This window comes from Hymenobacter rubripertinctus (genome assembly GCF_003583925.1).
Taxonomy (GTDB): Bacteria; Bacteroidota; Bacteroidia; order Cytophagales; family Hymenobacteraceae; genus Hymenobacter; species Hymenobacter rubripertinctus.
The window spans coordinates 61579-87794 of record NZ_QYCN01000011.1 but is presented as its reverse complement, the minus strand read 5'-3'; the positions used below and the strand labels follow the sequence as shown (position 1 = coordinate 87794).

Genomic DNA, 26216 nt, shown 5'->3' with positions numbered 1-26216 from the left:
TTGCCGGCGCAACGCCCACCAGCGGCAAGTATAGCCGTTTTGCTGTAAAATCAGCCACCCGCATCCTTGGCTCCTGCAAATTCATCCCGCCCCGGGCTCACGGCCACTGCTTCCTTGCTCACGGCCGTGTCAAATCAGCTTCCAACGCAGACGAACCGCCGTGCCGGTTAACAGGCAAATAAAAGAGCCAGCCCCGGCAAGGGACTGGCTCTTTTGAAGTAATTCTGCGGCTTAGCTTAGATGAGCATCCGCAGCGGGTCTTCGAGCAGGCTTTTGAGCGTTTGCAGGAAGGCCGCGCCGGTGGCACCGTCCACCACGCGGTGGTCGCAGCTCAGCGTTACCTTCATGATGTTGCCCACGGCCAGCTCGCCGTTCTTCACCACGGCGGTCTGCTTGATGCCGCCCACGGCCAGGATGCAGGCATCGGGCGGGTTGATGATGGCGGTGAACTCGTCGATGCCGAACATGCCCAGGTTGGAGATGGTGAAGGTGCTGCCCTCCCACTCGGCGGGCTGCAGCTTCTTGCTCTTGGCTTTACCAGCCAGCTCTTTCACCTCCGTGGCAATCTGCGACATGCCCTTACCGTCGGCGTTGCGCACCACCGGCACCAGCAGGCCCTCATCCACGGCTACGGCTACGCCGATGTTGATGACGTGGTTCTGGCGGATCCGGTCGCCCAGCCACGAGGAGTTCACGGCCGGATGCTGACGCAGTGCCAGGGCCGAAGCCTTCAGCACCAGGTCGTTGAAGCTGAGTTTAACGGGCGAAAGCTCGTTGAGCTGGGTGCGCACTTCCATAGCCCGGTCCATCAGGATTTCCATCGTCAGATAGAAATGCGGGGCCGTAAACAGGCTTTCGGAGAGGCGGCGGGCAATTACCTTGCGCATCTGCGTCACCGGCGTATCGGTATAGGTGCCGTCGGCGGGCTGCGCAGCTGGGGCAGCAGGCGCAGCGGCCGGAGCCGGCTTGGCCGCCACCGGAGCCGGAGCCGCGGCGGGCTGAGCAGCCGGGGCAGCAGCTGGCGCAGCAGCCTGGGCGGGCGCGGGCGAAGCGGCTACGTCTTCCAGGTCACGCGACACGATGCGGCCATTTTCGCCGGAGCCCTTAATGGTATTCAGGTCGATGCCTTTATCCTTGGCAATGCTTTTAGCCAGCGGCGAGGCGAAGATGCGGCCACCGTTGGCGGCGGGAGCCGCTTCGGCAGCCGGGGCGGGAGCCGAGGTAGAAGCCGACGCGGGGGCAGCAGCTTCAGCGGCCGCCGGAGCAGCAGCAGGGGCGGCGTCGTTCGGGCCGCCGAGCAGGGCCTGCACGTCGGCGCCTTCTTCGCCGATGATGGCCAGCACGCCATCGACGGCCACGGCCTCGCCTTCTTTCGGGCCGATGTAGAGCAGGGTGCCGTCCTCGTAGTTGTCGAGCTCCATGGTCGCCTTGTCGGTTTCCACTTCGGCCAGAATATCACCCGATTTCACCTTGTCGCCCACTTTTTTCAGCCAGGCGGCAATGGTGCCCTCGGTCATGGTGTCGCTCATCTTGGGCATCCGGATGACCGTTGCCTTCTTGCCGTTGCCGGCCGGGGCCGCGGGCTTTGGAGCGTCGGCTTTAGGAGCCTCGGGAGCCGGAGCAGCGGCAGCTTTGGGGGCAGCGGCCGGGGCTTCGGGCGCAGCGGCCGGGGCTTCGGTGGCCGGGGCTTCTTCCGTTTCGCCGGTGGCGAGCTGGGCGGTTTCGGCCTGGGCATCTTTCAGCAGGGAAGCAATGTCCTCGCCTTCCTTGCCTACGATGGCCAGCAGGCCATTCACGACCACGGAATCTCCTTCCTTCGGGCCGATGTAGAGCAGGGTGCCATCCTCATAATTTTCCAGTTCCATGGTCGCCTTGTCGGTTTCCACCTCGGCCAGAATATCCCCGGATTTTACTTTATCGCCTACTTTTTTGAGCCACGAAGCAATGACCCCATCGGTCATCGTGTCGCTCATCTTGGGCATTTTTATGAGTTCGGCCATCTGCGTCGTCGTCGTTGGGTTGAATGGGGTCAAAATTAGCCCGAATTTTCGGGGGTGCAAACGAAACCCGATCTTCCTCCAGAAGCCCCAAAACAGCGAATTTTCGCCTGACGGGAGTTTCCGGCGGCTTAGGCCAGACCAGTGCCTGCATGCGGGCGGGTGTGCTCGCTCATGGCCGCTTGAGCAAATCCTGCTGCCACTCTTTTACCGGCTACAAAATCCGTGAGCCGAAGGACAGCCAAGCTGAATCCGTTAGAGTCCGCGCTCCTCCGCGCTCATCAGGTGGCGCACGTCCAGGAAGCGGCGCACCGTGAACAGGGAGCCGGTATAATCGAGCTGGTAGAGGCCCAGGTTGTGGTGCTCGAAGTGGTCCATCTGGCTGAGCGGGTAGCCCAGCAGCTGGCACAGCAGCACCCGCATGGCCCGCCCGTGCATGCACACGAGCACGGTTTCCTCCTCGGGCCGGCTCAGCAGCAGCTCCACGAACGGCCGCTGCCGGGCGGCCACCTGCTCGGGACTCTCGCCGCCCTGAAGGCAGGAAGCGGTCCGGCCGGCCCGCCAGTCCTGGAGCACGCGGTGGTATTCCTCGTCTTCCTCGGGCGTGACGCGGGTACCCTCCCGGGTCCCCCAGCTGATTTCGTTCAGGCCGCCGTGCTGCTCGCAGGGCAGGCCCAACGCCACAAACCCGGCCACCGACTCGTGCGTGCGCCGCAGCAGGGAGGTGTATACTTTTGCGAAGGGCACCTGGCGGTAGGCGGCAAAGAAACGGGCCGCCTGCCGTCGTCCGGCTTCGTTCAACGACGAATCGACGCCACTGCCCTGCACAATGCCGCGCAGGTTGAAGTCGGTTTGCCCGTGGCGAATGAGGTAGATTTTTTTGACGCTCATTTTCCCGCTAGTTTTGCTGTTTGCGCCGTTAAAGTACGGCCTTTTTGGCCGGACAGCTGCCGTTCAGACCGGATTGCCCGTAGGAGCGGGTCCGGCGGGCCGGAAGATTTCGCGGCCCAATGGTTGTGCTACCGGACGGCTGGCCGGCCCCCTCATCGTTCCTTCCTGTACCCTATCCTACTTCCCGCATGACTCTGGAGCAACTCAAACAGTGGGTGAATACCCGCCCCACCCTGGCCGATGTGCTGGGCATCGAGCTCACGGCTCTCACGGCGGACTACCTCGAAGGCCGGATGCCCGTTGATGGGCGCACCCACCAGCCCATGGGCCTGCTGCACGGCGGGGCCTCGGTGGCGCTGGCCGAAACGCTGGGCAGCATAGCGGCCCACACCCGCCTGCCCGACCCTACCAAACAAGCCTGCGTGGGCCTCGAAATCAACGCCAACCACATAAAAGGCGTGCGCGACGGCCACGTTATCGGCCGGGCCACGGCCCTGCACGTGGGCCGCCGCACCCAGGTCTGGGAAATCCGCATCACCCACGAGCAAACCGGCGCGTTGGTCTGCATCAGCCGCATTACCATGGCGGTGATTGATGTGGAGAAGTGAGAAGTGAGAAGTGAGAAACGGTACGAGCCTGTTAAGAGAACGGTGTCATGCTGAGCGAAGGCGTAGCCATACTCGAAGCATCTCTACCTCTGACTACTCAATTACCATCTCAACGAAGCAGTAGAGATACTACGCCTTCGCTCAGCATGACACCGTTCTTGGTTTCAGTTCCTCAGGCTCCCCATTCCTCGGTTCTCTCAGTCCCCCAGCCCCCAAAACCCTAACAATGCTCCAATCCGTTGCCTGGAATCCTGACTTGTCGCCGGCCGAGCGGCAGCGGCAGCTGGTGGCGCTGGCCCTGAGCAGCGGCCGGCCGGTGGCGCTGTGGCGGCTGCCCGGTGCAGCGCACGCCCGGCTGTGCCTGAGTTTGCGCGTGGAAGCGGCTTACGTGGGGTTGCCGCCGGCGCTGGAGGCCAGCGCGCCGGCCGGTTTCGCCTTCTTTCCCTTCCAAGATTCCGACCACAATCCGCCCCTGCTGCTGCCGGCCGACCTGTATTTTGACCTCGCCCGGCCCGATGAGGTGCGCGTGAGTGCGGCCGCCGCCGCCCGGCTGCCCGAGCTACGGCAGCGGTTCGCGGCCCTGGCGCGGCCGGCCCCGCTGGCCTGGCACGTGCGCCCCCGCCACGCCCCCCGGCCCGCCACCCGCCCCGAATACGAGGCGCTGGTGGCCGCCGGGGTAGCCGCCATCCGGACCGGCACGGTCCAGAAAGTGGTATCGAGCCGGGCCGTGCAGCGGGAGTTGCCCGCTGGGTTTGATGCGCTGCGGGCCTTTGAAGAGTTGCAGCGGCGCTACCCCAACGCCTTCGTATCGCTGGTGAGTGCGCCGGGCGCGGGCACCTGGCTGGGCGCCACGCCCGAAGTGCTGGCCGAAGTGGGCGAAGACCAGGTGTTCCGGACGATGGCGCTGGCCGGCACCCAGCCGCTGCTGCCGGGCCATGCGCCGAGTGAGGCTATCTGGCGGCAGAAGGAAATTGAGGAGCAGGCCCTGGTGGGTCGCTACATCGTGAATTGCTTCAAGCAGCTGCGGCTGCGCGAATACCAGGAAACCGGCCCCCGCACCGTGGCCGCCGGCGACGTGCTGCACCTGCGCACCGATTTTGCGGTGGATTTGCACAATGTGCCCTTCGCCACGCTCGGCACCGATATGCTGCGGCTGCTGCACCCCACTTCGGCCGTAAGCGGCATGCCCCGCCAGGCGGCCCTCGATTTCATCAAGCAGCACGAGGGCTACGACCGGGCCTATTACGCCGGTTTCCTGGGTCCTGTAAACCTGCCCGACCCCGGCGCGGCCCGCCTCTACGTGAATCTGCGCTGTCTGCAACTGCGCCCCGGCCAAGCCGTGCTCTACGCCGGCACCGGCCTCACCGCCGACTCCGACCCCACCCGCGAATGGGAGGAAACGGAGTTGAAACTCCGGACCGCAGGGGCCGTTTTGGGATGAGGAACGACAGCAAAAAGAACGTCATGCTCAGCGAAGGCGCCACCGCAGTCGAAGCATCTCTACCGCCATGCTAACCCCTGACGCATGCGTTTACCCGTCGCGGTAGAGATGCTTCGACTGCTCCTCCGGACCCCTGGCTCTATGCGCCACATGCTCAACATGACGTCCATTTCCTCAACTTGCCCCATTATGTCCTCCCTCCAGGCCGTCCACAACATCCCCGAAATCTGCGCCCGGCACGGCATTACCGACGTGGTGCTGTCGCCCGGCTCGCGCTCCGCTCCGCTCACGCTGGCCTTTGCCCGGCACCCGGCTTACCAGGGCAAGCTGCGGGTGGTGCCTGATGAGCGGGCGGCGGCGTTCATTGCGCTGGGCATTGCGCAGGCCACGCGGCGGCCGGTGGTGCTGGTGTGCACCTCGGGCACGGCGGGCCTCAACTATGCGCCGGCCGTGGCCGAGGCCTTTTTCCAGCAGATTCCGCTGCTCATCCTCACCGCCGACCGCCCCCCGGAGTGGATCGACCAGCTCGACGGCCAGACCATCCGCCAGCGCAACCTCTACGGCGCCCACGCCAAAGCCGCCTTCGACTTCCCCCCCGACACCAGCCACCCCGATGCCAAGTGGCACGCCGGGCGCATCATCAACGAAGCCATCAACCTCACGCAAGCCGCCCCCGCCGGGCCGGTGCAGGTGAATATTCCGCTGCGGGAGCCGTTTTATCCGAAGGAGGAAATCGTGTACGACCAGGATGTGAAAATTATTCGGGAAGAAGGCGCTATGCAACAAATAGACTCGACTCTTGCCGGAAAGTTGGGTAATCTGTTTGATTCTTATTCCCGCATCCTTTTCGTATTTGGGCAGCAGTCTGGTCAGCTTTGGCAAAATCTACTTGCTCGGAAGTGGGATGATTATAAACTAGAGGAGACGATGGGCGCTGTTTTCGTTGGTGATAGTATTAGCAATGTGACCAGCAATGAAGAATTCTTTGACGTTACCCACAACCTGCAAGACATTGTAATGGCAGGCAGTTCGGACGAACAAAAAGCACTGCTTAAGCCTGAGCTACTGGTTACTGTTGGTCTGTCATTGATTTCTAAATCACTCAAACAATTCCTACGTCAATACCCCGCGCAGGAGCATTGGCACATTCAGGCGGCGGGGGAGGTGCCTGACACGTTTAAATGCCTCACCACAGTTATAAGAACGGACCCGACCGAAGGGATATTGATGCTCTTAAACGCTGTTACGGCTGAGCATTTACTGCCTGAACAAAAACGGAAAGAGCGGGAAGCTTACCGTAGCACTTGGGACCAAGCGACATTTAAAGCAAGCCAAGTGCTCCATGCTGAAAATAGCATTTTCAACGCTTCGCCTGCATTTGGCGAGTTTGTGGTGATGTTTCGCTGTTTACAAAATATGCTTGCAAACACTGCCCTGCACCTCGCCAACAGCATGGCCGTTCGCTACACCAATATTCTGGGCATTCCGCAGGGCAAGCAAATCGAAGTATTCGCCAACCGGGGCACCAGCGGCATTGATGGCTGCACGAGCACGGCTGTGGGCGCGGCCCTGGCCCAGCCCGAGCGGCCGGTGGTGCTGCTGACCGGCGACGTGGCGTTCTTTTACGACCGTAACGCGTTCTGGCACAACTACCCCACGCCCAACCTACGGGTGGTGCTGTTCAACAACCACGGCGGCGGCATTTTCCGGCTCATCGATGGGCCGCGCCAGCAGCCCGAGCTGGAGGAGTTCTTCGAGACCCGCCAGACCCTGACGGCCGAGAATACGGCCCGCGACTTCGGGCTGCGCTACTTCCCGGTTTCTACCTTTGCCGAACTAGATGCCGCGTTGCCGGTTTTCTTTGCAATGGAGGGCGGCGCGGCCATCCTCGAAATCTTCACCGACTCGCAAACCAACGCTGCTTTCTTCGAGGAATACCGTAAAGCGGTAAAAACGGCTTTTGCCTAACAACTTAGTAGGCTGATGCAGGCAACAGCTTATCACGGTTGCTTTCGTCGGCTCATGTATAACCTTGCGGCGCGGCCGTGATAAGCTGTTTCGCCGCACCCAAAACGACACCTTTCTATGTCCGAACAAATCACCTGGACCCCGATCAAGGAGTTCAAAGAAATCCTCTTCACCCAGGCCGGCGGCATCGCCAAAATCAGCATCAACCGGCCCCAGGTGCACAATGCCTTCACCCCGCTCACGGTGGACGAGATGATTCAGGCCATGCACATCTGCCGCGACCGGACGGATATTGGCGTGGTGATTCTCACGGGCGAAGGTGGTAAGGCCTTCTGCTCGGGCGGCGACCAGAGCGTGCGCGGCCACGGCGGCTACATCGGCGAGGATGCCGTGCCCCGCCTCAACGTGCTCGATTTACAGAAGCTCATTCGCTCGCTGCCCAAGCCCGTGATTGCCATGGTGGCCGGCTGGGCCATTGGGGGCGGCCACGTGCTGCACGTGGTCTGCGACCTGACCATTGCCGCCGACAACGCCCGCTTCGGCCAGACCGGCCCGAAAGTCGGCTCGTTCGATGGGGGTTTCGGGGCCTCGTATCTGGCCCGCATCGTAGGCCAGAAAAAGGCCCGCGAAATCTGGTTTCTCTGCGACCAGTACGATGCCCAGGAAGCCCTCGATATGGGCCTGGTAAACAAAGTGGTGCCCCTGGCTGAGCTGGAGGATGCCACAGTGGCCTGGTGCCACAAAATTCTGCAAAAGAGCCCGCTGTCCCTGCGCATGCTCAAGTCGAGCTTCAACGCCGAGCTGGATGGGCAGGCCGGTATTCAGGAGTTGGCCGGCAACGCCACGCTGCTGTACTACCTGAGTGAGGAAGCCAAGGAAGGCCGCAATGCCTTCGTGGAGAAGCGCCAGCCCGACTTCGACAAGTATCCGAAGTTTCCATAGTCCTTTTCGGCCAGCGCAGGTCTGGCACCAGAGCGCCCGTCGGGTCCGGCACTGCCGGCCCGACGGGCTTTTTTGTTATATTCCGGCTCCTGCCAGTTTTTGCATCCACAATGAAGCGCTTCCTACTTCTGGGCCTGCTGGCCCTCGCCCCCGCGGCCGCCGCCCTGGCCCAGACGGCCCCTGCAACAGCCGCCGCGCCCGACAAAGCCAAGCCCGTGCAAGTGGTGGAAGCCGCCTGCGGGCAGTGCCGGCTGGGCCTGCCGGGGCGGGCCTGCGACCTGGCCGTCCGCATCGAAGGCAACGCGTATTTCGTGGATGGCACCCACATCGACTCGCACGGCGACGCCCATGCCAAGGACGGTTTTTGCCAGCAGATCCGGCAGGCAGAAGTGCAGGGACAAGTGGTGAACGACCGGTTTGTGGCCACCTATTTCCGGCTGCTGCCGGAAACGCCCAAGCCCCGGTAACAACCGGAGTAGCTGTTTCCAGGACTTCCGCAGCCGTAAACCCTCCACAGGCTGGTAGCATTGGCCGTTAGCGAAGTTGGCGCTACGGCCGTTTTACGGCCGTTTCGTGCTTAAAAAATGGAGCCGAAGGCGCGGCACGCGTCGCACCAGCCGTAGAAGTCGCGCATGCGTTTGTCGTGGCGTTCCTGCTGGCGGCGCTGGCGCGCCTGGCGGATGGCATCGGCCGTCAGGCGCATATCGGCCAGACGGTGACGGACGGTCAGGTAGCGGCGGAAAACGAACGTTCGGGCCAGGGCAAACGGACTGACGGGCAGAGTAGACATGGCGCGGCGGGGTTGGTGAGTAGCTTTAATATAGCCTTTAATCTTCTCACTGTCAAGAACAACTATTTTTTCCGGGCGTTTCGGTCCAACCCGGCCGTTGGACTGGTGGTTGTTGCTGAAAACCTTTGCACCGGCCGGTTCCCGGCTGCTTCCTGCTCCCCTTTTCCTCCCCTTTTCTGCTATGACTCCCGTTTCCGACCTGCTCCTGCCCGATTGCTTGCTGCTCAACGGCCGCGAATTCCGCTACGCCGACATCCGGCAATATCCCGCCCACGCCCCCCAGGACCTGAACGGCTACGAGGCCCGGGTGCTGGATTTTGTGCGCCAGTGGCTCAACGGGACTCAGGAGTTCGGTTTGCACACCTCCGGCTCTACGGGCCAGCCCCAGCTCGTACAAATGAAACGGCAGCAGCTCGAAGCCTCCGCCCGCCGCACCGGCGACTACTTCGACCTCGGCCCCGGCGACCGGCTGCTGGTGTGCCTGAACTGCGAGTTCGTGGGCGGGCTGATGATGCTCGTGCGGGGGCTGGAACGCCGGATGCACCTGACCATCGTGGAGCCCCAGGCCGACCCGCTGGCGTTGGTGCCCCCGGAGGCCGGGTTCGACTTCACTTCCTTCGTGCCCCTGCAACTGCGGGCCGTGCTGGCCGCCGGCCACGCCCCGCGCCTGAACCAGATGCGGGGCATTCTGGTGGGCGGCGCGGCAGTGGAGCGCAGCCTCGAACAGGAGTTGCAGGCCCTGCACGTGCCGCTCTACCTCACGTATGGCATGACGGAAACGGCCTCCCACATTGCCCTGCGCCGCCTCAATGGCCCCCAGGCCCAGCCCACCTACCGCGTGCTGCCCGGCATTGCCGTGGGCCAGGATGAGCGCGGCTGCCTCACCGTGCGCGCCGATGTGACCGACAACCAGCTTATCACCACCAATGACCGCATCACGCTGGCCGACGACGCCCAGACTTTCGAGTGGCTGGGCCGGGTTGACTTCGTGATTAACAGCGGGGGCGTGAAGGTGCAGGCCGAAAAGGTGGAGCAGGTGCTCGAAGTGGCCCTCACGGAGCTGGGCCTGGCCCACCGCGCCTTCGTGGCCGGCCGCCCCGATAAGCGCCTGGGCGAGCAGGTCACCGCCTTCCTCGAAGGCCCTGCCCTCCCCGATGCGCAGCAACGCCAGCTCCTGGCCCTGCTCACCGCCCGCCTCGCCAGGTACGAAGTACCCCGGGAACTCGTCTGGCTGCCCAAATTTCAGATCACCACCTCCGGCAAACTCGACCGGCCCGCCACATTGCGGAGTGTAAAGCAGTGATGGGGGCTGAGGGGCAGGAAACTGTAGCCTGAGAAGAGGGCCGTCATCCTGAGTTTGCCGAGGCCCTGGTACCGCCCCGTGGCTACTGGTAGCAGGTCCTCGGCAAGCTCAGGATGACACGCCTTCCAAAGTCCAAGTCCTCTGGCCCCGCAGCCCCCGCCACCCTGTCAAGTGTGAAATTATCCGTTGATTTGTACAAGTTCCTTTTCTAGTTCCCAGTCCATGACTCCCACTCGCTTCTCGGCGGCGGCGCTGTTGTTGCTCGCGCAACTCGGCGGCGGCTGCGCCAGCACCACCACAACCACCCCACCTACCGCCGCCGTGAGCACGGCCACGGCCGAGGCCGTCAACCAGCCCGCTGCCGCGCCCGTCCAGCCTCCGTTCAAGGTGGTGCTGGAGCAGTTTGCCGACCTGCGCATTCTGCGTTACCAGGTGCCGGGCTTCGAGTCGCTGGAGCCCCGCCAGAAGGAATTGCTGTACTATTTGTACGAGGCGGCGCTGAGCGGGCGCGACATCATCTACGACCAGAATTACAAGCACAACCTGCGCGTGCGCCGCACCCTGGAAGCCGTGTGGCAGGCCAACGAAGACCGCCGCGTGGCCACCACCAACCAGGCCGAGATTGAGCAGGCCGGCAAATTTGCCACCTATGCCAAGCGCGTGTGGTTCAGCAACGGCATCCACCACCACTACAGCACCCGCAAACTGGTGCCCGAGTGCACGCCGGCCTACTTTAAGGAGCTGATTTTTGCCACCGACGCCAAGCTGCTGCCCCTCGAAAAAGGCGAGTCAGTGACCAAGTTTCTGGCCACCATCACGCCCATCATCTTCGACCCCACCGTGGCGCCCAAGCGCGTAAACCAGGAAGCCGGTCAGGACCTGGTAAAAACCTCGGCCACCAACTTCTATGAGGGCGTGTCGCAGTCGGAAGTGGAGTCGTTTTACAAGAAGAAAATCAATACCAAGGACGCCACGCCCATTTCTTACGGCCTGAACTCGAAGCTGGTGAAGGACCGTCAGAACCGGGTTACGGAGCAGGTCTGGCGCGTGGGCGGCATGTACGGCGAGGCCCTGGCCAAAGTGGTGTTCTGGCTCAAAAAGGCCATTGAGGTGACGGATACGCCCGAGCAGAAAGTGGCCCTGGAACGGCTGGTGGAGTTCTACCAGACCGGCGACCTGAAAAAGTGGGACGAGTACAACATTGCCTGGGTCCACGATACCAAGTCGCGCACCGACGTGGTGAACGGCTTCATTGAAGTGTACGGCGACCCGCTGGGCTACCGCGCCAGCTACGAGTCGGTGGTGTCGTTCAAGGATCTGGAGGCCACCAAGCGCATCAAGGCCATCGGCGACGAGGCCCAGTGGTTCGAGGACAACTCGCCCATCAAGCCCGAGCACCGCAAGCAGAACGTGGTGGGCATCACGGCCAAGGTGATTACGGTGGTGGTGGAAGGCGGCGACGCGGCCCCCGGCACGCCCATCGGCATCAACCTGCCCAACGCCACCTGGATTCGCAAGGAGCACGGCTCCAAGTCGGTGAATCTGGGCAACATCGTGGACGCCTACGGGGCCGCCGACGCAGGCGGGATGCTGGAGGAATTCGCCTTTGATGATGCCGAACAGGAGCGGGCCAAGCAGTATTCCGGCTTGGCCGGCAAGCTGCACACCGACATGCACGAGGTCATCGGTCACGCTTCGGGCCAGATCAACAAGGGCGTGGGCACCCCCAAGGAAACGCTGAAAAGCTACGCCTCGGCCCTGGAAGAAGCCCGCGCCGACCTCGTGGCCCTCTACTACCTGCCCGACCCCAAACTGGTGCAGCTGGGCGTGGCCCCTTCGGCCGACGTGGCCAAGGCCGAGTACGACAGCTACATCCGCAACGGGCTGATGGCCCAGCTGGTGCGCCTGCAACCGGGCGAAATGGTGGAGGAAGCCCACATGCGCAACCGCCAGATGGTGGCCCAGTGGGCCTTCGAGAAGGGCAAGAAGGGCAACGTGATTGAGCGCGTGACCCGCGAGGGCAAAACCTACTTCCACATTACGGATTACGACAAGCTGCGCGGCCTGTTCGGGCAGTTGCTGCGGGAGTTGCAGCGCATCACGAGCGAGGGCGACTACGCGGCCGGCAAAGCCCTGATTGAAACCTACGGCGTGAAAGTAGACCCCGTGCTGCACAAAGAAGTGCTGGCCCGCTACCAGAAGCTGGGCATTGCGCCCTACGCCGGCTTCGTGCAGCCCCACCTGACTCCGGTGATGCGCGAGGGCAAAATGGTGGACGTGAAGCTCGACTACCCCGCCAGCTTCAGCGAGCAGATGCTCGACTACGGCCGCAAGTACAAGCTGCTGCCGAACTACAATTAGGAGTATGGGAATATTCTGTCTAAAAGAACTCTCCTCCTGAGCTTGCGCGAAGGATCTTAGGCCGCCAAAACGACGGTACAAACGACGGTACAAACGACTTGTTCTAACGGGCTAAGATCCTTCGCGCAAGCTCAGGAGGAGAGTTCTTTACTTCACTGCTGTTACGCAGTAGCCATTGAAGCATTCGTTTCCCGTTTTTCGTTGCTGATTGGTTAATGAAGGTAAATCAGTCCCGAAAAACGAGTAACGAGCACCGAAAAACGACCTGCCACCGCAGATACCGGAAGCGACCTGCGTAACAGCAGTTACTTCAGCATTCCGATTTTTCTGGCTCTCACAAACTCCTCCTCCACACCCATGAAACACCTTTTCTCCTTCCTGCTGCTGAGCGCCGGCCTGACCACCGGCACCACCGCCCTGGCCCAGACGACGCCCGCCAAGCCCGCCACTCCGGCCACGGTGATGCTGCAACCGGCCCGCTACGAGTACTGCGAGCTGACCCACGTGGGCATTATCAACAGCGGCACCGGCACTCCCGACAAGGGCAAAACCGAGGACATTTACGTGGATTTCGGCTACGGCTACGAGAAGCTGGGCGGCTCGGAGCAGATGAAGCGCGAGGCCGGCCGGCTCGAAGTGTTTGCCACCCCCATCAGCGCCATCAACTACATGGGCGGCCTGGGCTGGGAAATTGTGCAGATTCTCGAAACGCCCGTCAACAGCCGCGCCGAGGCCGATGCCGGCCGCTACGTGCGCCGCTACGTGCTGCGCCGCTCCTTCTCGGCCAAAGCCCTGAAGCCGGGCCGGTAACAGTGAGGTAGTGAGGTAGTGAGTTTGACGTTCACCGGTCCTGTTTGCGCAAGCGGCGCAGTCAGGACCGGTGAACGTCAAACTCACTACCTCACTACCTCACCATCTCGCCGCAACCCTTGCTGGGTGAAGAGCTGCTCCCGGCCGCGGACGACTTTGTACAGCTCGCCGAGGAAGAGCTTGACGCGGGCGAAGAAGATGTAGCCGCTGATCTGGTCTTCGGGCTGGGAGCCGGAGGCGAAAACCTGCCGGTAACCGGTGCCCGCCCCCAGGCCCACCCAGCGGAATACCCGGTAATGCGCGGCCACGGAAGGCTCTACCAGGTACAGGATTTCAGATTTTGTGCGGCCCACGGCCCCGTCGGGGTAGGAGTATTTGGTGTAGTAGCCCCCGATGCCGACCTGCAAAGGCGTACTCAGCTCCCAGCGCCGGTCCCCAATGAACACGTACTCCCCGTACACCACGCCGTAGCGGAACCGCACTTCGTCGCGGGTACCGGGGGGAGTGCCGGGGGGCTGGCGTACGCGGGTGGGCACGCCCCCCGAGAGGCGGTACAGCCCAATGCCGGCCCGCATCCGGCCGCGCCATTCAATGCCGGCCTTGAAGCCGTTGGTGCCCACGACCTTGCCATTGAGAATGGAAAAGCGCTGATCGAGCTGGAATACCGGCCGGCGGTGCGGCGCGCGCGCGAACGTGGTGTCGAAGACGACAACGGCGGCGGCAGCGGCCGGTCCGCAAACCAGCAAACCCACCGTCAGCAACGGTAGGGCAACAGCAACAACAGCGGAACAGACAATTTTCACAGGAGTAAAGGTAGGGCACGGAGGCGGGAGCAGTCCACGGCCCACCCCGCCCAAGTAGCCGGTTCGCCGGCCCGGCCGGCGGGTTGGCCCCGCATCCGGTAGGTTGACGGTGGGCTTTTGGACATGTTTACGAGTGCAAACCAACCCTGGCAGTCTATGTTCCTCTCCCCGGATGTTCTGTTTTCCCTGGCCAACCCGCTGGCCCTGCTGGGCTGGGCGCTGCTGGTGTTGGCCCCGCGCTGGCGCGGCACCCGGCGGCTGGTGCTCACCGGAGCGTTGCCCCTGGTGCTGGCCGGCGCCTACGCCCTGCTCATCGGCAGCCACTACCTGGGCTCCCATGGCTCCGAGGGCGGTTTCGATTCGCTGGCCGCAGTGGCGGCGCTGTTCCAAAACCCGTGGGCGCTGCTGGCCGGCTGGGTGCACTACCTGTGCTTCGATATGAGCCTGGGCATCTGGGAAAGCCTGGATGCCCACCGGCGCGGGGTGCCCCACCTGCTGCTGGTGCCCTGCCTGCTGCTCACGTTCCTGTTCGGGCCGGTGGGGCTGCTGCTCTACGCGCTGGTGCGCCGGTTCTACCCGCCCACCCAGTCGGCTCCGCCCCTCCTTCCGGTTCCGGCCTAACGCTTGCGGCCATGTCCTCCATCCCTGCTTTTTCGCTGAAAACCACCGCCGGCATGCCGCCAAATTCCGTAGCGGGCTGGCTCCGGGAACTGCACCGCGTGAACCCCGTGCTGAGCCTCACGGGCTGGCTGCACGTGGCCCTGCTGCTGCTGGCGCTGGGGTTGTTGCCCTTGGATGCACGCCTGGTAACGGGTGCGCTGGTCTGGCTGAAACCGCTCAAATTCGCGGTTTCCGTGACGGCCTACGTCTGGACGCTGGGCTGGCTGCTGGCCGACCTGCCGGCCCGGGTGCAGCGGGCGGTGCGGGGCCTGAGCTGGGGCGTGGCCGGGAGCATGGTGGTGGAAATTACCTGCGTATTCGGGCAGGCCGCCCGGGGCACTTCCTCGCACTACAACCAAACCAGCTTATTCAACGGCCTGGTTTTCGGGTTGATGGGCTTTTTCATTCTCCTGAACACCCTGCTCACGGTTTGGGCCGTGTACCTGGTATGGCGGCATCGGCCCCAGGGCCTGGCCGGCTACGTGTGGGGCGTGCGCCTGGGGCTGCTCGTGTTTCTGGTAGGCTCGGTGCTGGGCGGCGTCATGATCCAGCTGGGCCAGCACACCGTGGGCGCGCCCGACGGCGGCCCCGGCCTGCCCGGCCTGGGCTGGAGCACCCGCGCCGGCGACCTGCGCGCGGCCCACTTCCTGGGCTTGCACGCCCTGCAAATCATTCCCCTGCTGGGCTGGGGGCTCAGCCGCTACCAGCCCCGCCGCGCCGTGCTCCTCACGTGCCTCGGGGCGTTGCTCTACGCCGGACTGGTGGCCGGGCTATTCGCGCTGGCGTTGCGCGGCGTGCCGCTGATTGGTGAATGAGTGACTCATTCACCCATTCACTCATTCACCGCTACCGCAGGCGGGTAAATTTGCGGCGGAGGATGTTTTGGACGGGGACGTTTTCAATTTTGCTTTCCAGCCAGGAAATGATGTCGAGGTAGAGGAAGGGGCGCCGCTCGTAGGGGTTCTCGGCAATGACGGTGAGCTGGTCTTTGAGCTTGATGAAGGCCTCCTTGAGCTGGGAGGGAGTGACGTCGCCGAGGGTGCGCAGGAACCGGAAAATGGCCTCCTGCAGGGGCTGCTGGTCGTTCATCTTGCCCAAAAAGCGGTACACCGACCGGATTTGGTAGTCCAGCGCCTCGTCGCGGCCGGCCTCGTAGTGAGCAATCAGGCTCAGGATACGGGCGAAGCACTGGATGTCTTCGCGCAGGCTGGCTTCCTTGAAATAGATAACCTTGTTGAGGTACTCAATGGCCTTATCGGGCTGGCCGCTGCCGAAGTAGAGGCTGGCAATTTTGTAGTAGAACACCAGGCGGCGGTGCGGGTCGAGCTGGAGGCGGAACCGCTCCAGGTTTTCGAGCAGCTCCGGCACAATTTGCAGCCCCTCGGTGAACTGCCCGCGCATGAAGTAGCCGTTGAGCCGGTTGGTGTAGCGGTAGAGAAACAGCAGCGTTTCGATGTTGGGGTTGGTACGCCGGCCGGGGTCTTCGGCATAGGCTTCCAGGCGGGCCAGCACCTGCTCGAACCGACTATAATAGAGCATGTTATAGGTGGTCACGAGCACATTGTGCAGGCCCTTGAGGTAGAGCATGGGCTGCTGCTCGCGCATCAGGTCGTTATCCTCGAACAAGTCCACCCACTTCTGGGCGTAGCGGAAGCACTGGCTGAAATTCTGCGTGATGGTGTAGTACCACACGTGGGCCTGGTAGTAGTAGAGCTGCTCGAAAAAGCTGGCCTGACGCAGGTCGAGTTCCGGCAAATCCTGGCGGAAGTACGCCGTTATCTTCTCGTAGTCGGCCTGGTTGCGGGTGTGCCCGATTTTGAGGTAGCGCCCGTACATGCGCAGGGCCAGGTTGGAAAGCTCGTGCTCCCGGCCCACGTGGGCCACCGTGTCGGTGGCCTCGTCGGAGAGCTGGCGGGCCCGCCCCCGGATGCTGCGCGTGATGTACTGGCCCTCGATGAGCTTTTCGAACTCCAGGGCCAGCAGCACAATGTGGCGCATTTCGGCCTGCCGGGCGGTGGCTTTCAGCTTTTCCAGCATCCGCAGGCTGTGCTGGTACAGGCCCCGGTTGTAGAGCACGCGCGCAAAATCCAGCTGCTCATGAAGCTGAATATCGAGGTTGTGGCCCGCGTGGTACATGCGCAGACTGGAGAGCAGCTGACGGTAGAGGTTGGCTTTGAGGTTGGCGAGTTGTATTTTTCTGATGGCCGGCACCTGGGCCAGCATCCGCTCCTCATCGTAGCGCTCCTGGCCGTCGAGGGCATCGAAGAGTTGCAGAAACTTCAGGCCCTCGGTGGACCCCTGCCGGTTGGCGAACAGGCGGAAGTGCCGCTTCTCGGTGCGGGTCAGCGACTTTATCAGCTGGAAAACCGGGTCGTTACTTTCGTTGGGCATTGTAGGCGCTCAAAAGTCAAGTTTTTGATTTTCAGTTATTTGCCTGAATAAATCGATTTTATAGAAATAGTATCCAAGCAGGATAACAGTTTCTTACGGCGGGGGGGCTAACGGTACTTGCCAGCAGCAATAACGCGTAAAGATGCTATGTCCGCACCATTTTCCACTTCCTGGCCGACACTATTTATGGCTTTTTTAACGGCTGCCTGGCGCGCCCTGCAGCATCCGGTGGCTCCCAGGTTCCCGTGGCTAACTAGCGCGTACGCTTCCCCACAAATTGAACCTAACCAAGGCCCCGCCTACTCCGGAAGCCGGGCCGGCGCCGCCACGTCCTTTCCTTTCCGGCTGCGCTGATTCTGGCAGGCGGCCCGAATGCGCCGGAAGGGTTGGGGAGCAGGGTCGGACGCCGGAAACCGGCCCTGGCTTCCCCGATATTCAGTATTGAGTAGTGAGTTAGAGCCAGTGACTACTGCTAACGCACACTAAGCACTTGCATCCACTCCACGGCCTCACGTCTCAATACGCACTACTCATTTCGCCCCATGTACTACTCCCCTGACACCGTTGCGTTTCTCGACGGTGCGTTTGTGCCGGCCGCCCAGGCCACCTGCGGGGTGTATGCCCAGTCGCTGCACTACGGCTACGCCGTATTTGAGGGCATGCGCAGCTACCGGACGCCGGCGGGGCCGCGCATTTTCAAGGCCGAGGCGCACTATGAGCGCCTGCACTACTCCTGCCGGGCTATCGGGCTACCGCTCACCTACCCGGTGGCGGAGCTCACCCGCCTTAGCTACGAGGTGCTGGAACGCAACGGCCTCCAGGATGCTTACATCCGGCCGCTGGTGTTTGCCGGCGCGCCCAACATGAGCCTGCAGGCCGCCGCCACCAGCAACGTGCTCATTGCCGTCTGGGAATGGGGCAAGTACCTCGGCGACCAGAGCCTGCGCCTCACCATTTCGCCCTACGAGCGGCCCAACCCCCGGGCCGTGCCCATTGAGGCCAAAGTGGCCGGGCACTACGTGAACTCCATTGTGGCCAGCACCGAGGCCAAGGGCCGCGGCTTCGACGAGGCGCTGCTGCTGGACATGAACGGTTTCGTGGCCGAGGGTCCCGGGGCCAACTTCTTCTTCGAGCGCGGCGGGGAGTTGTTCACGCCCCCGGCCGGCAGCATTCTGCGCGGCATCACCCGCAATACCCTCATCGACCTGGCCCGGGCAGCCGGCATCCGGGTTACCGAAACGTTTTTCACCGCCACCGAGCTGCGCACCGCCGAGGCCGCTTTCATGACCGGCACCGCCGCCGAAGTCATCGGCATTGCCTCCGTGGATGAGGTGGTGTTTCCCCGGCCCTTTGCCGATTCCATCGGGGGGCAGCTGGCGGAACGGTACCACGCCTTGGTAACGGGGCAGCTGGTAGCCGTCGGAAGCTAACGAAGCCCGGCGCGTGCGCCCCCATTCGACTTCCAACCGGTCTTCAACTCCTTCTCTACGTCTAACTCCCGGCTTCTTCAGCCTGGCATCTTCCTCCGAATGGCCCTCAATAACTACAGCCGCCTCTATACCCAGGACGACAGCCTGCCCGCCGCCCAGGCCATGCTCATTGGCTCGGGGCTGTCGGAGGAGGATTTGCGCAAGCCCTTCGTGGGCATCTGCTCCACCGGCTTCGAGGGCAATACCTGCAACATGCACCTCGACCAGCTGGCCGACCAGGTGAAGCAGGGCGTGCGCGAGCAGGGGCTGGTGGGGCTGCGCTTCAACACCATCGGCATCTCCGACGGCATCACCAACGGCACGCCCGGCATGCGCTACTCCCTGGTGTCGCGGGAAATCATTGCCGACTCCATTGAGGCCATGGCCGGGGCCCACAACTACGATGCCCTGGCCTGCGTGGTGGGCTGCGACAAAAACATGCCCGGCTCGATGATGGCCATGGCCCGCCTCAACCGCCCCGCCCTGATGGTGTACGGCGGCACCATCCGGGGCGGCTCCTACAAGGGCCAGCAGCTCAACATCGTGTCCTGCTTTGAGGCCTATGGGCAGAAGTTGCAGGGCCAGATTTCCGAGGAAGACTACCGGGGCATCATCCGCAATGCCTGTCCGGGGCCAGGGGCCTGCGGGGGCATGTACACGGCTAATACCATGGCCGCCGCCATCGAAACGCTGGGCCTGAGCGTGCCCTTTTCGTCCTCGGCCCCGGCCGAGAGTGCCGAGAAGCAGGCCGAATGCCGCAGCACCGGCGGCTACCTGCACCGCCTGCTGGAGCTCGACCTCAAGCCCCGCGACATTCTGGTGCGCGAGGCTTTCGAAAACGCCATGGTAGTGACCACCGTGCTGGGCGGCTCCACCAACGCCGTGCTCCATTTGATTGCCATTGCCCACGCCGCCGGCGTCCGTCTTACCCTCCAGGATTTTCAGGCCGTGAGCAACCGTACGCCGGTGCTGGCCGACCTCAAGCCCAGCGGCAAATATCTGATGGAAGACCTCTCGGCCCGGGGCGGCGTGCCGGCCGTACTCAAAACCCTGCTCGCCGAAGGCCTGCTCTACGGCGACCTGCCCACCGTAACGGGCCAAACGCTGGCCGAAAACCTGGCCGACGTGGCCCCGCTCGGCCCCGAGCAGGACGTGCTGCGGCCCCGCAGCCGCCCCATCAAGGCCGACGGGCACATACAGATGCTCTACGGCAACCTGGCCCCCCGGGGCGCGGTGGCCAAAATCACGGGCAAGGAAGGGCTGCAATTCGCCGGGCCGGCCATCGTGTTCAACTCCGAAGAAGGAGTGAACGAGGGCATTACCGCCGGCCGCATCCGGGCCGGGCACGTGGTGGTTATCCGCTACGTGGGGCCCAAGGGCGGGCCGGGCATGCCCGAAATGCTCAAGCCCACCGCCGCCCTCATCGGGGCCGGCCTGGGCGATAAAGTAGCCCTGATTACCGACGGCCGCTTCTCCGGCGGCACCCACGGCTTCGTTATCGGCCACGTGTGCCCCGAAGCCTACGACGGCGGCCCGCTGGCCCTGGTGCAGGACGGCGACGAAATCGTCATCGACGCGGCCCGCAACACCCTGGAGGTGCTGGTGACCGACGAGCTGCTGGATTTGCGCCGCCGCGCGTGGCAGCGCCCCGTGCCCCCGGTAACCCAGGGCGTGCTGCTCAAATACCTGCGCACCGTGAGCGACGCCAGCCACGGCTGCATCACCGACTTAGCCGAAGACTATGTTTCTGAACCCCCAACTCCAGCCCGCGCCCGCCTCGTCTGAGGCTGCGGCCCGCCCCGCCCCGGTAGCGGCCCCAGCGGCCGTTTCGGGGGCCGTGGCTTTGCTCGAAGGCCTGCTGGCCGAAGGCGTGGATACCATCTTCGGCTACCCCGGCGGGGCCATCATCCCCATTTACGATGCGCTCTACGACTTCCAGGACCGCCTCCACCACGTGCTGGTGCGCCACGAGCAGGGCGGCATTCACGCGGCTCAGGGCTACGCCCGCGCTTCGGGGCGGGTGGGCGTGGTGTTTGCCACCAGCGGCCCCGGCGCCACCAACCTCGTTACTGGCCTCGCCGACGCCCAGATTGATTCCACCCCGCTGGTGTGCATCACGGGCCAGGTTTTCGCCCACTTGCTGGGCACTGATGCCTTCCAGGAAACCGACATCATCAACATCACCACGCCCGTTACCAAGTGGAATCACCAGGTAACCGACGCCCGCGACCTGCCGGCGGCCCTGGCCAAGGCGTTCTACATTGCCCGCAGCGGCCGGCCCGGCCCGGTGCTGCTCGACGTGACCAAGAACGCCCAGCTCCAGCTGTTTGAGTACGCCGGTTACGTGCCCTGCACCCACATCCGCAGCTACCGGCCCCGGCCCGTGGTGCGCCCCGCGTACGTGCGGCAGGCCGCCGAGCTCATTAACCGCGCCAAGCGTCCCCTCATCCTCTGGGGCCAGGGGGTGCTGCTGGGCCGCGCCGAGGCCGAATTCCGGGCCTTCGTGGAGAAAAGCGGCATTCCAGCGGCCTGGACGATTCTCGGGGCCGGGGCCCTGCCCACCGGCCACCCCCTGAATGTGGGTATGCTGGGCATGCACGGCAACTACGGCCCCAACGTGCTCACCAACGCGTGCGACGTGCTCATTGCCATCGGGATGCGCTTCGATGACCGGGTAACGGGCCGCCTCGACAAGTACGCCCGCCAGGCCCAGGTGATTCACCTCGACATCGACCCCACCGAAATCGACAAGAACGTGCGGGCCACCGTGCCGGTATGGGGCGACTGCCAGGAAACCCTGCCCCTGCTCACAGCCCTCACGGAGCCGCGCCAGCACCCCGCGTGGCGGCAGCGCTTCCACGACCATGACGCCGCGGAAGTGGCCGCCGTGATTCAGGATGAGCTGTTCCCCACCCAGGACGAGCTGACAATGAGCGAAGTTATTCACCAGCTCAACGAGCTGACCCAGGGCGAGGCCATCATTGTGACCGACGTGGGCCAGCACCAGATGGTGGCCTGCCGCTACGCCCGCCTCAACCACTCCCGCAGCAACATCACCAGCGGGGGGCTGGGCACCATGGGCTTCGCGCTGCCGGCCGCCATCGGGGCCAAGTACGGAGCCCCGGCCCGCACCGTGGTGGCCGTTATCGGCGACGGGGGCATTCAGATGACGATTCAGGAGCTGGGCACGATTATGCAAACCGGCATCCACGTGAAAATTCTGCTGCTCAACAACCAGTTTCTGGGCATGGTGCGCCAGTGGCAGGAGCTCTTCCACGAGCGGCGCTACTCCTGCGTGGACATTGCCAGCCCCGACTACGTGACCGTGGCCAGCGGCTACGGCATTGCCGCCCGCCGCGTGGAGCACCGCCCCGACCTGCAACCCGCCCTACGCCAGATGCTGGAACACCCCGGCTCCTTCCTGCTGGAAGTGCGCGTAACCCGCGAAAACAACATTTTCCCGATGGTGCCGCAAGGTTGCGGCGTGGGCGAAATACGGCTTTCTTGAGCTGTTAGCTATTGGCTGTTAGCTGATAGTTTCTGTTCAACCACCCGCATCACCGGCAAAAAATTTGGCCTGACTGCTAGCAGCCGAAAAAGCTAACAGCTAACAGCCATCAGCTAACAGCTTGAAATCATGACTCGCCAGGAATACAACATCACGGCCTATACCGAGAACCAGGTGGGACTGCTCAACCGCATTGCCATCCTCTTCTCGCGGCGCAAAATCAACATCGAGAGCCTGAATACGTCGCCTTCGGAGATTGAGGGGATTCACCGCTTCAATATGGTGGTGGAGGAAACCGAGGAGGTGGTGCGCAAGATTGCCCGCCAGATGGAAAAACAGGTGGAGGTGCTCAAGGTGTACTTCAACCCCAACGAGGACGTCATCTGGCAGGAAATGGCCCTTTACAAAGTGCCCACCGACGTTATTGCCGAGCGGGCCGTGGTGGAGCGGCTGCTGCGCGAGCACGGGGCCCGCGTGGTGGTGATTCGCAAGGATTACACGGTGTTTGAAACCACTGGCCACCGCGAGGAAACCAACAAGCTGCTGGCCGTGCTCCACCCCTACGGCCTCATCGAATTCGTGCGCTCGGCCCGCATTGCCATCATCAAGGGCAGCGAGGGGTTCCATGGCAAGCTCCGCGAATTCGAGCGCCAGGAACCCAGTGAGGAACCCAGCGAAAACGAATTTCTGAATCGTCGGGACAAGGTGTTCACGATGTAAAACCCCTCCCCAACCCCTCCCCAAAAGGGAGGGGCTCTAGCTCTAAAAACTAGCGGATAGAAAAAGCTAGCACTAGAGCCCCTCCCTTTTGGGGAGGGGTTGGGGAGGGGTCCCAAAAACCAAAAACAAACCACCATAAATACCCAACCATCATGGCAACCATCAACTTTGGCGGCGTAGACGAACACGTAGTAACCCGCGAGGAATTTCCGCTGGAAAAAGCCCGGGCCATTCTCCAGCACGACACCATTGCCGTGCTGGGCTACGGCGTGCAGGGGCCTGGCCAGGCCCTGAACCTGCGCGACAACGGCTTCCGCGTCATCATCGGGCAGCGGCCCGACTCGCCTTCCTGGACCAAGGCCGAAGCCGACGGCTGGGTGCCCGGCGAAACCCTGTTCGGCCTGGAAGAAGCCGCCGAGCGGGGCACCATCCTGGCCAACCTACTCTCCGACGCCGGCCAGATTGCGGTGTGGCCCACCCTCGAAAAGCACCTGACGGCCGGCAAAACCCTGTATTTCTCCCACGGCTTCGGCATCACGTTCCGCGACCAGACCAACATCATCCCACCCGCCGACGTGGATGTGGTGCTGGTGGCCCCCAAGGGCAGCGGTACCAGTCTGCGCCGCCTGTTTGTGGCCGGCGGCGGGCTGAACTCATCGTTTGCCGTGTTCCAGGATGCCACCGGCCACGCCTACGAGAAAGCCGTGGCCCTGGGCATCGGGGTGGGCTCGGGCTACCTGTTTGAAACCGACTTTAGGAAGGAAGTGTACTCCGACCTCACCGGCGAGCGGGGCGTACTGATGGGCGCCCTGGCTGGCATCATTGAGGCCCAGTACCAGGTGCTGCGTCAGCGCGGCCACTCGCCCTCCGAGGCCTTCAACGAAACCGTGGAGGAGCTCACCCAGAGCCTGGTGCCGCTGGTGGGCGAAAACGGCATGGACTGGATGTTCAGCAACTGCTCAGTAACCGCTCAGCGCGGCGCCCTCGACTGGAAGGGCCGCTTCCGCGAAGCCACCCTGCCGGTACTCAACGAGCTCTACGACAGCGTGGCCTCGGGCCAGGAAGCCGCCCGCACCATTGAGCGCGGCTCCACGCCCGGCTACCGCCAGGAGCTGGAAGCCGAGCTCAGGGAAGTCCGCGACTCGGAGCTGTGGCAGACCGGCGCTACCGTGCGCCAGCTCCGCTCCCGCGCCGCCACCGCCGCCGTGGAAAAGGAAGAAGCCTTCGCCCTGACTGCCAACGGCAACTAGGCATACACAGCCTGTCATCCTAAACAGTTTGCTCCGGGATAGATAGACGACTATACTCGTCGCGAAGTAGGGTGCGGGGCTTGCCCCCGCCCGCCATTGAACGAAACCAGGCACTGTCGTTCAATGGCGGGCGGGGGCAAGCTCCGCACCCTACTTCGGTTTCGCAAACCACTTCGCGACGAGTATAACCAGAAGAACGTCATTCCGCATGGCTACTCCCCAACCTCCTACTGCCCTTTCCCCGGCCCTCCCGCTGCACCTCGTGGAAGAGGCCGCCCGCACGTTGCAGGGCGTCATCTACCCCACCCTGCTCCAGCATAACCTGGGGTTATCGGCCACGTTTGGGGCCGATATTTACCTGAAGCGGGAGGATTTGCAGGTGGTGCGCTCCTACAAAATCCGGGGGGCTTATAACAAGATGGCGGGGCTGCCGGCCGAGGAAGCGGCGCGGCCGGTGGTGTGCGCCTCGGCCGGCAACCACGCCCAGGGCGTGGCCTACGCCTGCCAGCTACTGGGGCGGCGGGGCTACATTTTCATGCCCGCCGCCACCCCCGCCCAGAAGGTGAACAAAGTGCGCCTGTTCGGGCAGAACCAGGTGGAAATTGTGCTTACGGGCGCTACGTTCGACGATTCGTCGCGGGCGGCCCAGGAGTTTTGCGCCCAGCAGCAGGGCGTGTTCGTGCACCCGTTTGATGACGCGGCCGTGGTGGCCGGGCAGGCCACCGTGGGCCTGGAAATCCTGCATGACGCCCCCGCCCCCATCGACTTCGTGTTTATGCCCATCGGCGGCGGCGGACTGGCGGCGGGGCTAAGCAGCGTGTTCCGCCAGCTCAGCCCCGCCACCCGGCTGGTAGGCGTGCAGCCCCTGGGCGCGCCCTCCATGCACCGCGCCATCCGGACGGGCACGCGCCAGCCGCTGGAGCACATCGAGAGCTTCGTGGACGGGGCAGCCGTGCAGTGCCCGGGCGAGCTGACGTTTGCCATCTGCCGGGAGCTGCTGGATGAGGTGGCCCTGGTGCCCGAGGGCCAGGTGTGCGAAGACCTGTTGAAGATGTACAATGAGGAAGGCATTGTGCTGGAGCCGGCCGGCACGCTCAGCGTCTCGGTGCTCCACCAGTACGCCGCCCAGATCCGGGGCAAAACGGTGGTGTGCGTGCTCAGCGGCTCCAACAACGACATCACCCGCATGGAGGACATCAAGGAGCGGGCCCTGCGCCACCAGGGCCGCAAGCACTACTTCCTGGTCACTTTCAACCAGAAGCCCGGGGCCCTGCGCCGCTTCGTGAACCACGTGCTGCGCGAGGACGACGACATCATCCAGTTTCAGTACATCAAGAAGAACAACAAGGAAAAAGGCCCCGTTTTCGTGGGCGTGGAAGTCCAGCAACCCCACGACATTGCCGAAATCCAGCAGCGCATGACGGCCGAGGGGTTTTCGTACGAGTATTTAAACGGGAAGCAGGATTTTCTGAGTTTGCTGGTGTAGAAGCGTGGCTCACTTTATTCCGTTTCGGTTATCTTCAGTAACTCGAAATTCAAATTCCTTATCGATGACCTTATTCATATTATCTACTTGAACGATATAACTTATTTTTTTTAGACACTACAGCTGAATCTACTTGCACCTGATTATAATATTTCCTCTTTTGTATAAGCAGAGTGGTTGTTTTTATACAATTATCAATATTGGATGTATCAAGAGTAATTACACTATCTTTTATAGAATAAACTCCGTAAAAATAGCTTTGCCCAAGTCCACTCCCGTTAGCCATTACGTAGCTTCCGTTCTTCTTAAAATCAACCATAAATCCATTGAACCCGCCATCATAAAATCCTTTTATTAAGCTTTCAGAGTTCATCCTATTATCCTGAAAGCAAAGATTAGACAGAAGTATTATGAAGCCCAAGATGGTTGTGAAATAACTATTTATCCTCTTTGTTAGAGCGTACTGTTGCCTATCTTTAATAACAGACCATCCATAAAAACAAATTCCGCACACTGCAATAAAAAATAACAGAATCCCATCCAGCATAAAGTCAGATTCCGCCATGCGGTATTGCTCATAGAAGTACCACACACCAAATACCAACAATAAAATCACTCTCAATAGCTTACGCGGATTCATTTTTCTCACATCAGAAGGTCACCGATAACTCTTGCAATATAGAGGGCCTTCATATTCCTCACAACGATCATAGTTGTAGAGACGCGACACTTCGCGTTGCTGACGTTACGCTAACGGCTTGGTCTGGCCGTTCAACGGCGAGACGCGAAGTGTCGCGTCTCTACAACCGATGTGAATC

Annotated in this window: 22 protein-coding genes; 16 read left to right on the top strand and 6 right to left on the bottom strand. The window is 62.6% G+C overall.

Translation table 11 applies throughout. The features are described 5' to 3' along the window. Positions 1–236: 236 nt before the first annotated feature. Both D0T11_RS09135 and D0T11_RS09130 read right to left on the bottom strand, forming a co-directional pair. The gene (locus tag D0T11_RS09135) at positions 237–2000 is read right to left on the bottom strand and encodes a pyruvate dehydrogenase complex dihydrolipoamide acetyltransferase (protein ID WP_119655480.1); all 1764 of its coding nucleotides are present in this window, start codon (positions 1998–2000) and stop codon (positions 237–239) included. Between the two features lie 252 nt (positions 2001–2252). Further along, positions 2253–2888, bottom strand: a complete 636-nt coding sequence (locus D0T11_RS09130) for a histidine phosphatase family protein (protein ID WP_119655479.1) — start codon at positions 2886–2888, stop codon at positions 2253–2255. A gap of 188 nt (positions 2889–3076) precedes the next feature. On the opposite strand from D0T11_RS09130, the gene D0T11_RS09125 reads away from it, so the two are divergent. The 5 genes from D0T11_RS09125 to D0T11_RS09105 all read left to right on the top strand — a co-directional run bounded on the left by D0T11_RS09125 (position 3077) and on the right by D0T11_RS09105 (position 8314). Further along, positions 3077–3496 carry a hotdog fold thioesterase gene (locus tag D0T11_RS09125; RefSeq protein WP_119655478.1) on the top strand — a complete coding sequence of 140 codons (420 nt, stop codon included), beginning with the start codon at positions 3077–3079 and terminating at the stop codon, positions 3494–3496. 226 nt (positions 3497–3722) lie between these two features. Continuing rightward, positions 3723–4937 carry a chorismate-binding protein gene (locus D0T11_RS09120; protein WP_119655477.1) on the top strand — a complete coding sequence of 405 codons (1215 nt, stop codon included), beginning with the start codon at positions 3723–3725 and terminating at the stop codon, positions 4935–4937. A gap of 108 nt (positions 4938–5045) precedes the next feature. Further along, positions 5046–6905: a 2-succinyl-5-enolpyruvyl-6-hydroxy-3-cyclohexene-1-carboxylic-acid synthase gene (menD, locus tag D0T11_RS09115; RefSeq protein WP_119655476.1), complete on the top strand. Its 1860-nt coding sequence runs from the start codon at positions 5046–5048 to the stop codon at positions 6903–6905. A gap of 117 nt (positions 6906–7022) precedes the next feature. After that, a complete protein-coding gene (menB, locus tag D0T11_RS09110; RefSeq protein ID WP_119655475.1) occupies positions 7023–7847 on the top strand; it encodes a 1,4-dihydroxy-2-naphthoyl-CoA synthase in 825 nt (274 codons plus the stop codon). A 110-nt stretch (positions 7848–7957) separates the two neighbouring features. After that, a complete protein-coding gene (locus D0T11_RS09105; protein ID WP_220473715.1) occupies positions 7958–8314 on the top strand; it encodes a DUF6370 family protein in 357 nt (118 codons plus the stop codon). A gap of 110 nt (positions 8315–8424) precedes the next feature. Here D0T11_RS09105 and D0T11_RS09100 read toward each other — a convergent pair whose 3' ends face one another. Continuing rightward, a complete protein-coding gene (locus D0T11_RS09100) occupies positions 8425–8637 on the bottom strand; it encodes a hypothetical protein (RefSeq protein WP_119655474.1) in 213 nt (70 codons plus the stop codon). Between the two features lie 181 nt (positions 8638–8818). Between D0T11_RS09100 and D0T11_RS09095 the strand changes: the two genes are divergently transcribed. The 3 genes from D0T11_RS09095 to D0T11_RS09085 all read left to right on the top strand — a co-directional run bounded on the left by D0T11_RS09095 (position 8819) and on the right by D0T11_RS09085 (position 13111). After that, positions 8819–9940 carry an AMP-binding protein gene (locus D0T11_RS09095; protein ID WP_119655473.1) on the top strand — a complete coding sequence of 374 codons (1122 nt, stop codon included), beginning with the start codon at positions 8819–8821 and terminating at the stop codon, positions 9938–9940. A gap of 222 nt (positions 9941–10162) precedes the next feature. Further along, a complete protein-coding gene (locus tag D0T11_RS09090) occupies positions 10163–12301 on the top strand; it encodes a dipeptidyl-peptidase 3 family protein (RefSeq protein ID WP_119655472.1) in 2139 nt (712 codons plus the stop codon). Between the two features lie 357 nt (positions 12302–12658). Further along, entirely contained in the window at positions 12659–13111 is a 453-nt protein-coding gene (locus D0T11_RS09085; protein ID WP_119655471.1) for a hypothetical protein, read from the top strand. 86 nt (positions 13112–13197) lie between these two features. On the opposite strand, the gene D0T11_RS09080 is transcribed toward D0T11_RS09085, so the two are convergent. Next, positions 13198–13914, bottom strand: coding sequence for a hypothetical protein (locus D0T11_RS09080; protein WP_147374584.1), 717 nt, complete (start codon positions 13912–13914; stop codon positions 13198–13200). A gap of 156 nt (positions 13915–14070) precedes the next feature. On the opposite strand from D0T11_RS09080, the gene D0T11_RS09075 reads away from it, so the two are divergent. Then, positions 14071–14535, top strand: a complete 465-nt coding sequence (locus tag D0T11_RS09075; RefSeq protein ID WP_119655469.1) for an ABA4-like family protein — start codon at positions 14071–14073, stop codon at positions 14533–14535. Between the two features lie 11 nt (positions 14536–14546). Then, positions 14547–15389 (top strand): hypothetical protein, encoded by an 843-nt coding sequence (locus D0T11_RS09070; RefSeq protein ID WP_119655468.1) that lies wholly within the window; start codon positions 14547–14549, stop codon positions 15387–15389. Between the two features lie 31 nt (positions 15390–15420). On the opposite strand, the gene D0T11_RS09065 is transcribed toward D0T11_RS09070, so the two are convergent. Then, entirely contained in the window at positions 15421–16965 is a 1545-nt protein-coding gene (locus tag D0T11_RS09065) for a hypothetical protein (RefSeq protein ID WP_220473714.1), read from the bottom strand. A 542-nt stretch (positions 16966–17507) separates the two neighbouring features. Between D0T11_RS09065 and D0T11_RS09060 the strand changes: the two genes are divergently transcribed. The 6 genes from D0T11_RS09060 (at position 17508) to ilvA (ending at position 25398) form a co-directional block, all read left to right on the top strand. After that, positions 17508–18395, top strand: coding sequence for a branched-chain amino acid transaminase (locus D0T11_RS09060; RefSeq protein WP_119655467.1), 888 nt, complete (start codon positions 17508–17510; stop codon positions 18393–18395). A 99-nt stretch (positions 18396–18494) separates the two neighbouring features. Further along, on the top strand, positions 18495–20219 hold the full coding sequence (gene ilvD, locus D0T11_RS09055; RefSeq protein WP_119655466.1) for a dihydroxy-acid dehydratase: 1725 nt from the start codon (positions 18495–18497) through the stop codon (positions 20217–20219). Next, positions 20176–21942 carry a biosynthetic-type acetolactate synthase large subunit gene (ilvB, locus tag D0T11_RS09050; RefSeq protein ID WP_119655465.1) on the top strand — a complete coding sequence of 589 codons (1767 nt, stop codon included), beginning with the start codon at positions 20176–20178 and terminating at the stop codon, positions 21940–21942. Before ilvD ends, ilvB begins: the two co-directional genes overlap by 44 nt. 129 nt (positions 21943–22071) lie before the next feature. After that, the gene (gene ilvN, locus D0T11_RS09045) at positions 22072–22662 is read left to right on the top strand and encodes an acetolactate synthase small subunit (protein ID WP_119655464.1); all 591 of its coding nucleotides are present in this window, start codon (positions 22072–22074) and stop codon (positions 22660–22662) included. A 152-nt stretch (positions 22663–22814) separates the two neighbouring features. Beyond that, positions 22815–23912, top strand: coding sequence for a ketol-acid reductoisomerase (gene ilvC, locus D0T11_RS09040; RefSeq protein ID WP_119655463.1), 1098 nt, complete (start codon positions 22815–22817; stop codon positions 23910–23912). Positions 23913–24120: 208 nt separating this feature from the next. Next, positions 24121–25398: a threonine ammonia-lyase IlvA gene (ilvA, locus tag D0T11_RS09035; protein WP_119655462.1), complete on the top strand. Its 1278-nt coding sequence runs from the start codon at positions 24121–24123 to the stop codon at positions 25396–25398. A 79-nt stretch (positions 25399–25477) separates the two neighbouring features. On the opposite strand, the gene D0T11_RS22080 is transcribed toward ilvA, so the two are convergent. After that, a complete protein-coding gene (locus tag D0T11_RS22080; protein WP_147374583.1) occupies positions 25478–26038 on the bottom strand; it encodes a hypothetical protein in 561 nt (186 codons plus the stop codon). Positions 26039–26216: the final 178 nt, after the last annotated feature.

Excerpts from the sequence above, each read along its gene's own strand:
- ilvC (WP_119655463.1), top strand. The coding sequence starts at position 22,815 with ATGGCAACCATCAACTTTGGCGGCGTAGACGAACACGTAGTAACCCGC.
- D0T11_RS22080 (WP_147374583.1), bottom strand. The coding sequence starts at position 26,038 with ATGAATCCGCGTAAGCTATTGAGAGTGATTTTATTGTTGGTATTTGGT.
- D0T11_RS09095 (WP_119655473.1), top strand. The coding sequence starts at position 8,819 with ATGACTCCCGTTTCCGACCTGCTCCTGCCCGATTGCTTGCTGCTCAAC.
- D0T11_RS09130 (WP_119655479.1), bottom strand. The coding sequence starts at position 2,888 with ATGAGCGTCAAAAAAATCTACCTCATTCGCCACGGGCAAACCGACTTC.
- ilvB (WP_119655465.1), top strand. The coding sequence starts at position 20,176 with ATGTTTCTGAACCCCCAACTCCAGCCCGCGCCCGCCTCGTCTGAGGCT.
- ilvN (WP_119655464.1), top strand. The coding sequence starts at position 22,072 with ATGACTCGCCAGGAATACAACATCACGGCCTATACCGAGAACCAGGTG.
- D0T11_RS09060 (WP_119655467.1), top strand. The coding sequence starts at position 17,508 with ATGTACTACTCCCCTGACACCGTTGCGTTTCTCGACGGTGCGTTTGTG.
- D0T11_RS09075 (WP_119655469.1), top strand. The coding sequence starts at position 14,071 with ATGTTCCTCTCCCCGGATGTTCTGTTTTCCCTGGCCAACCCGCTGGCC.
- D0T11_RS09085 (WP_119655471.1), top strand. The coding sequence starts at position 12,659 with ATGAAACACCTTTTCTCCTTCCTGCTGCTGAGCGCCGGCCTGACCACC.
- ilvD (WP_119655466.1), top strand. The coding sequence starts at position 18,495 with ATGGCCCTCAATAACTACAGCCGCCTCTATACCCAGGACGACAGCCTG.
- D0T11_RS09100 (WP_119655474.1), bottom strand. The coding sequence starts at position 8,637 with ATGTCTACTCTGCCCGTCAGTCCGTTTGCCCTGGCCCGAACGTTCGTT.
- D0T11_RS09105 (WP_220473715.1), top strand. The coding sequence starts at position 7,958 with ATGAAGCGCTTCCTACTTCTGGGCCTGCTGGCCCTCGCCCCCGCGGCC.
- D0T11_RS09125 (WP_119655478.1), top strand. The coding sequence starts at position 3,077 with ATGACTCTGGAGCAACTCAAACAGTGGGTGAATACCCGCCCCACCCTG.
- D0T11_RS09090 (WP_119655472.1), top strand. The coding sequence starts at position 10,163 with ATGACTCCCACTCGCTTCTCGGCGGCGGCGCTGTTGTTGCTCGCGCAA.
- D0T11_RS09135 (WP_119655480.1), bottom strand. The coding sequence starts at position 2,000 with ATGGCCGAACTCATAAAAATGCCCAAGATGAGCGACACGATGACCGAT.
- menD (WP_119655476.1), top strand. The coding sequence starts at position 5,046 with ATGCTTCGACTGCTCCTCCGGACCCCTGGCTCTATGCGCCACATGCTC.
- D0T11_RS09070 (WP_119655468.1), top strand. The coding sequence starts at position 14,547 with ATGTCCTCCATCCCTGCTTTTTCGCTGAAAACCACCGCCGGCATGCCG.
- D0T11_RS09065 (WP_220473714.1), bottom strand. The coding sequence starts at position 16,965 with ATGCCCAACGAAAGTAACGACCCGGTTTTCCAGCTGATAAAGTCGCTG.
- menB (WP_119655475.1), top strand. The coding sequence starts at position 7,023 with ATGTCCGAACAAATCACCTGGACCCCGATCAAGGAGTTCAAAGAAATC.
- D0T11_RS09120 (WP_119655477.1), top strand. The coding sequence starts at position 3,723 with ATGCTCCAATCCGTTGCCTGGAATCCTGACTTGTCGCCGGCCGAGCGG.
- ilvA (WP_119655462.1), top strand. The coding sequence starts at position 24,121 with ATGGCTACTCCCCAACCTCCTACTGCCCTTTCCCCGGCCCTCCCGCTG.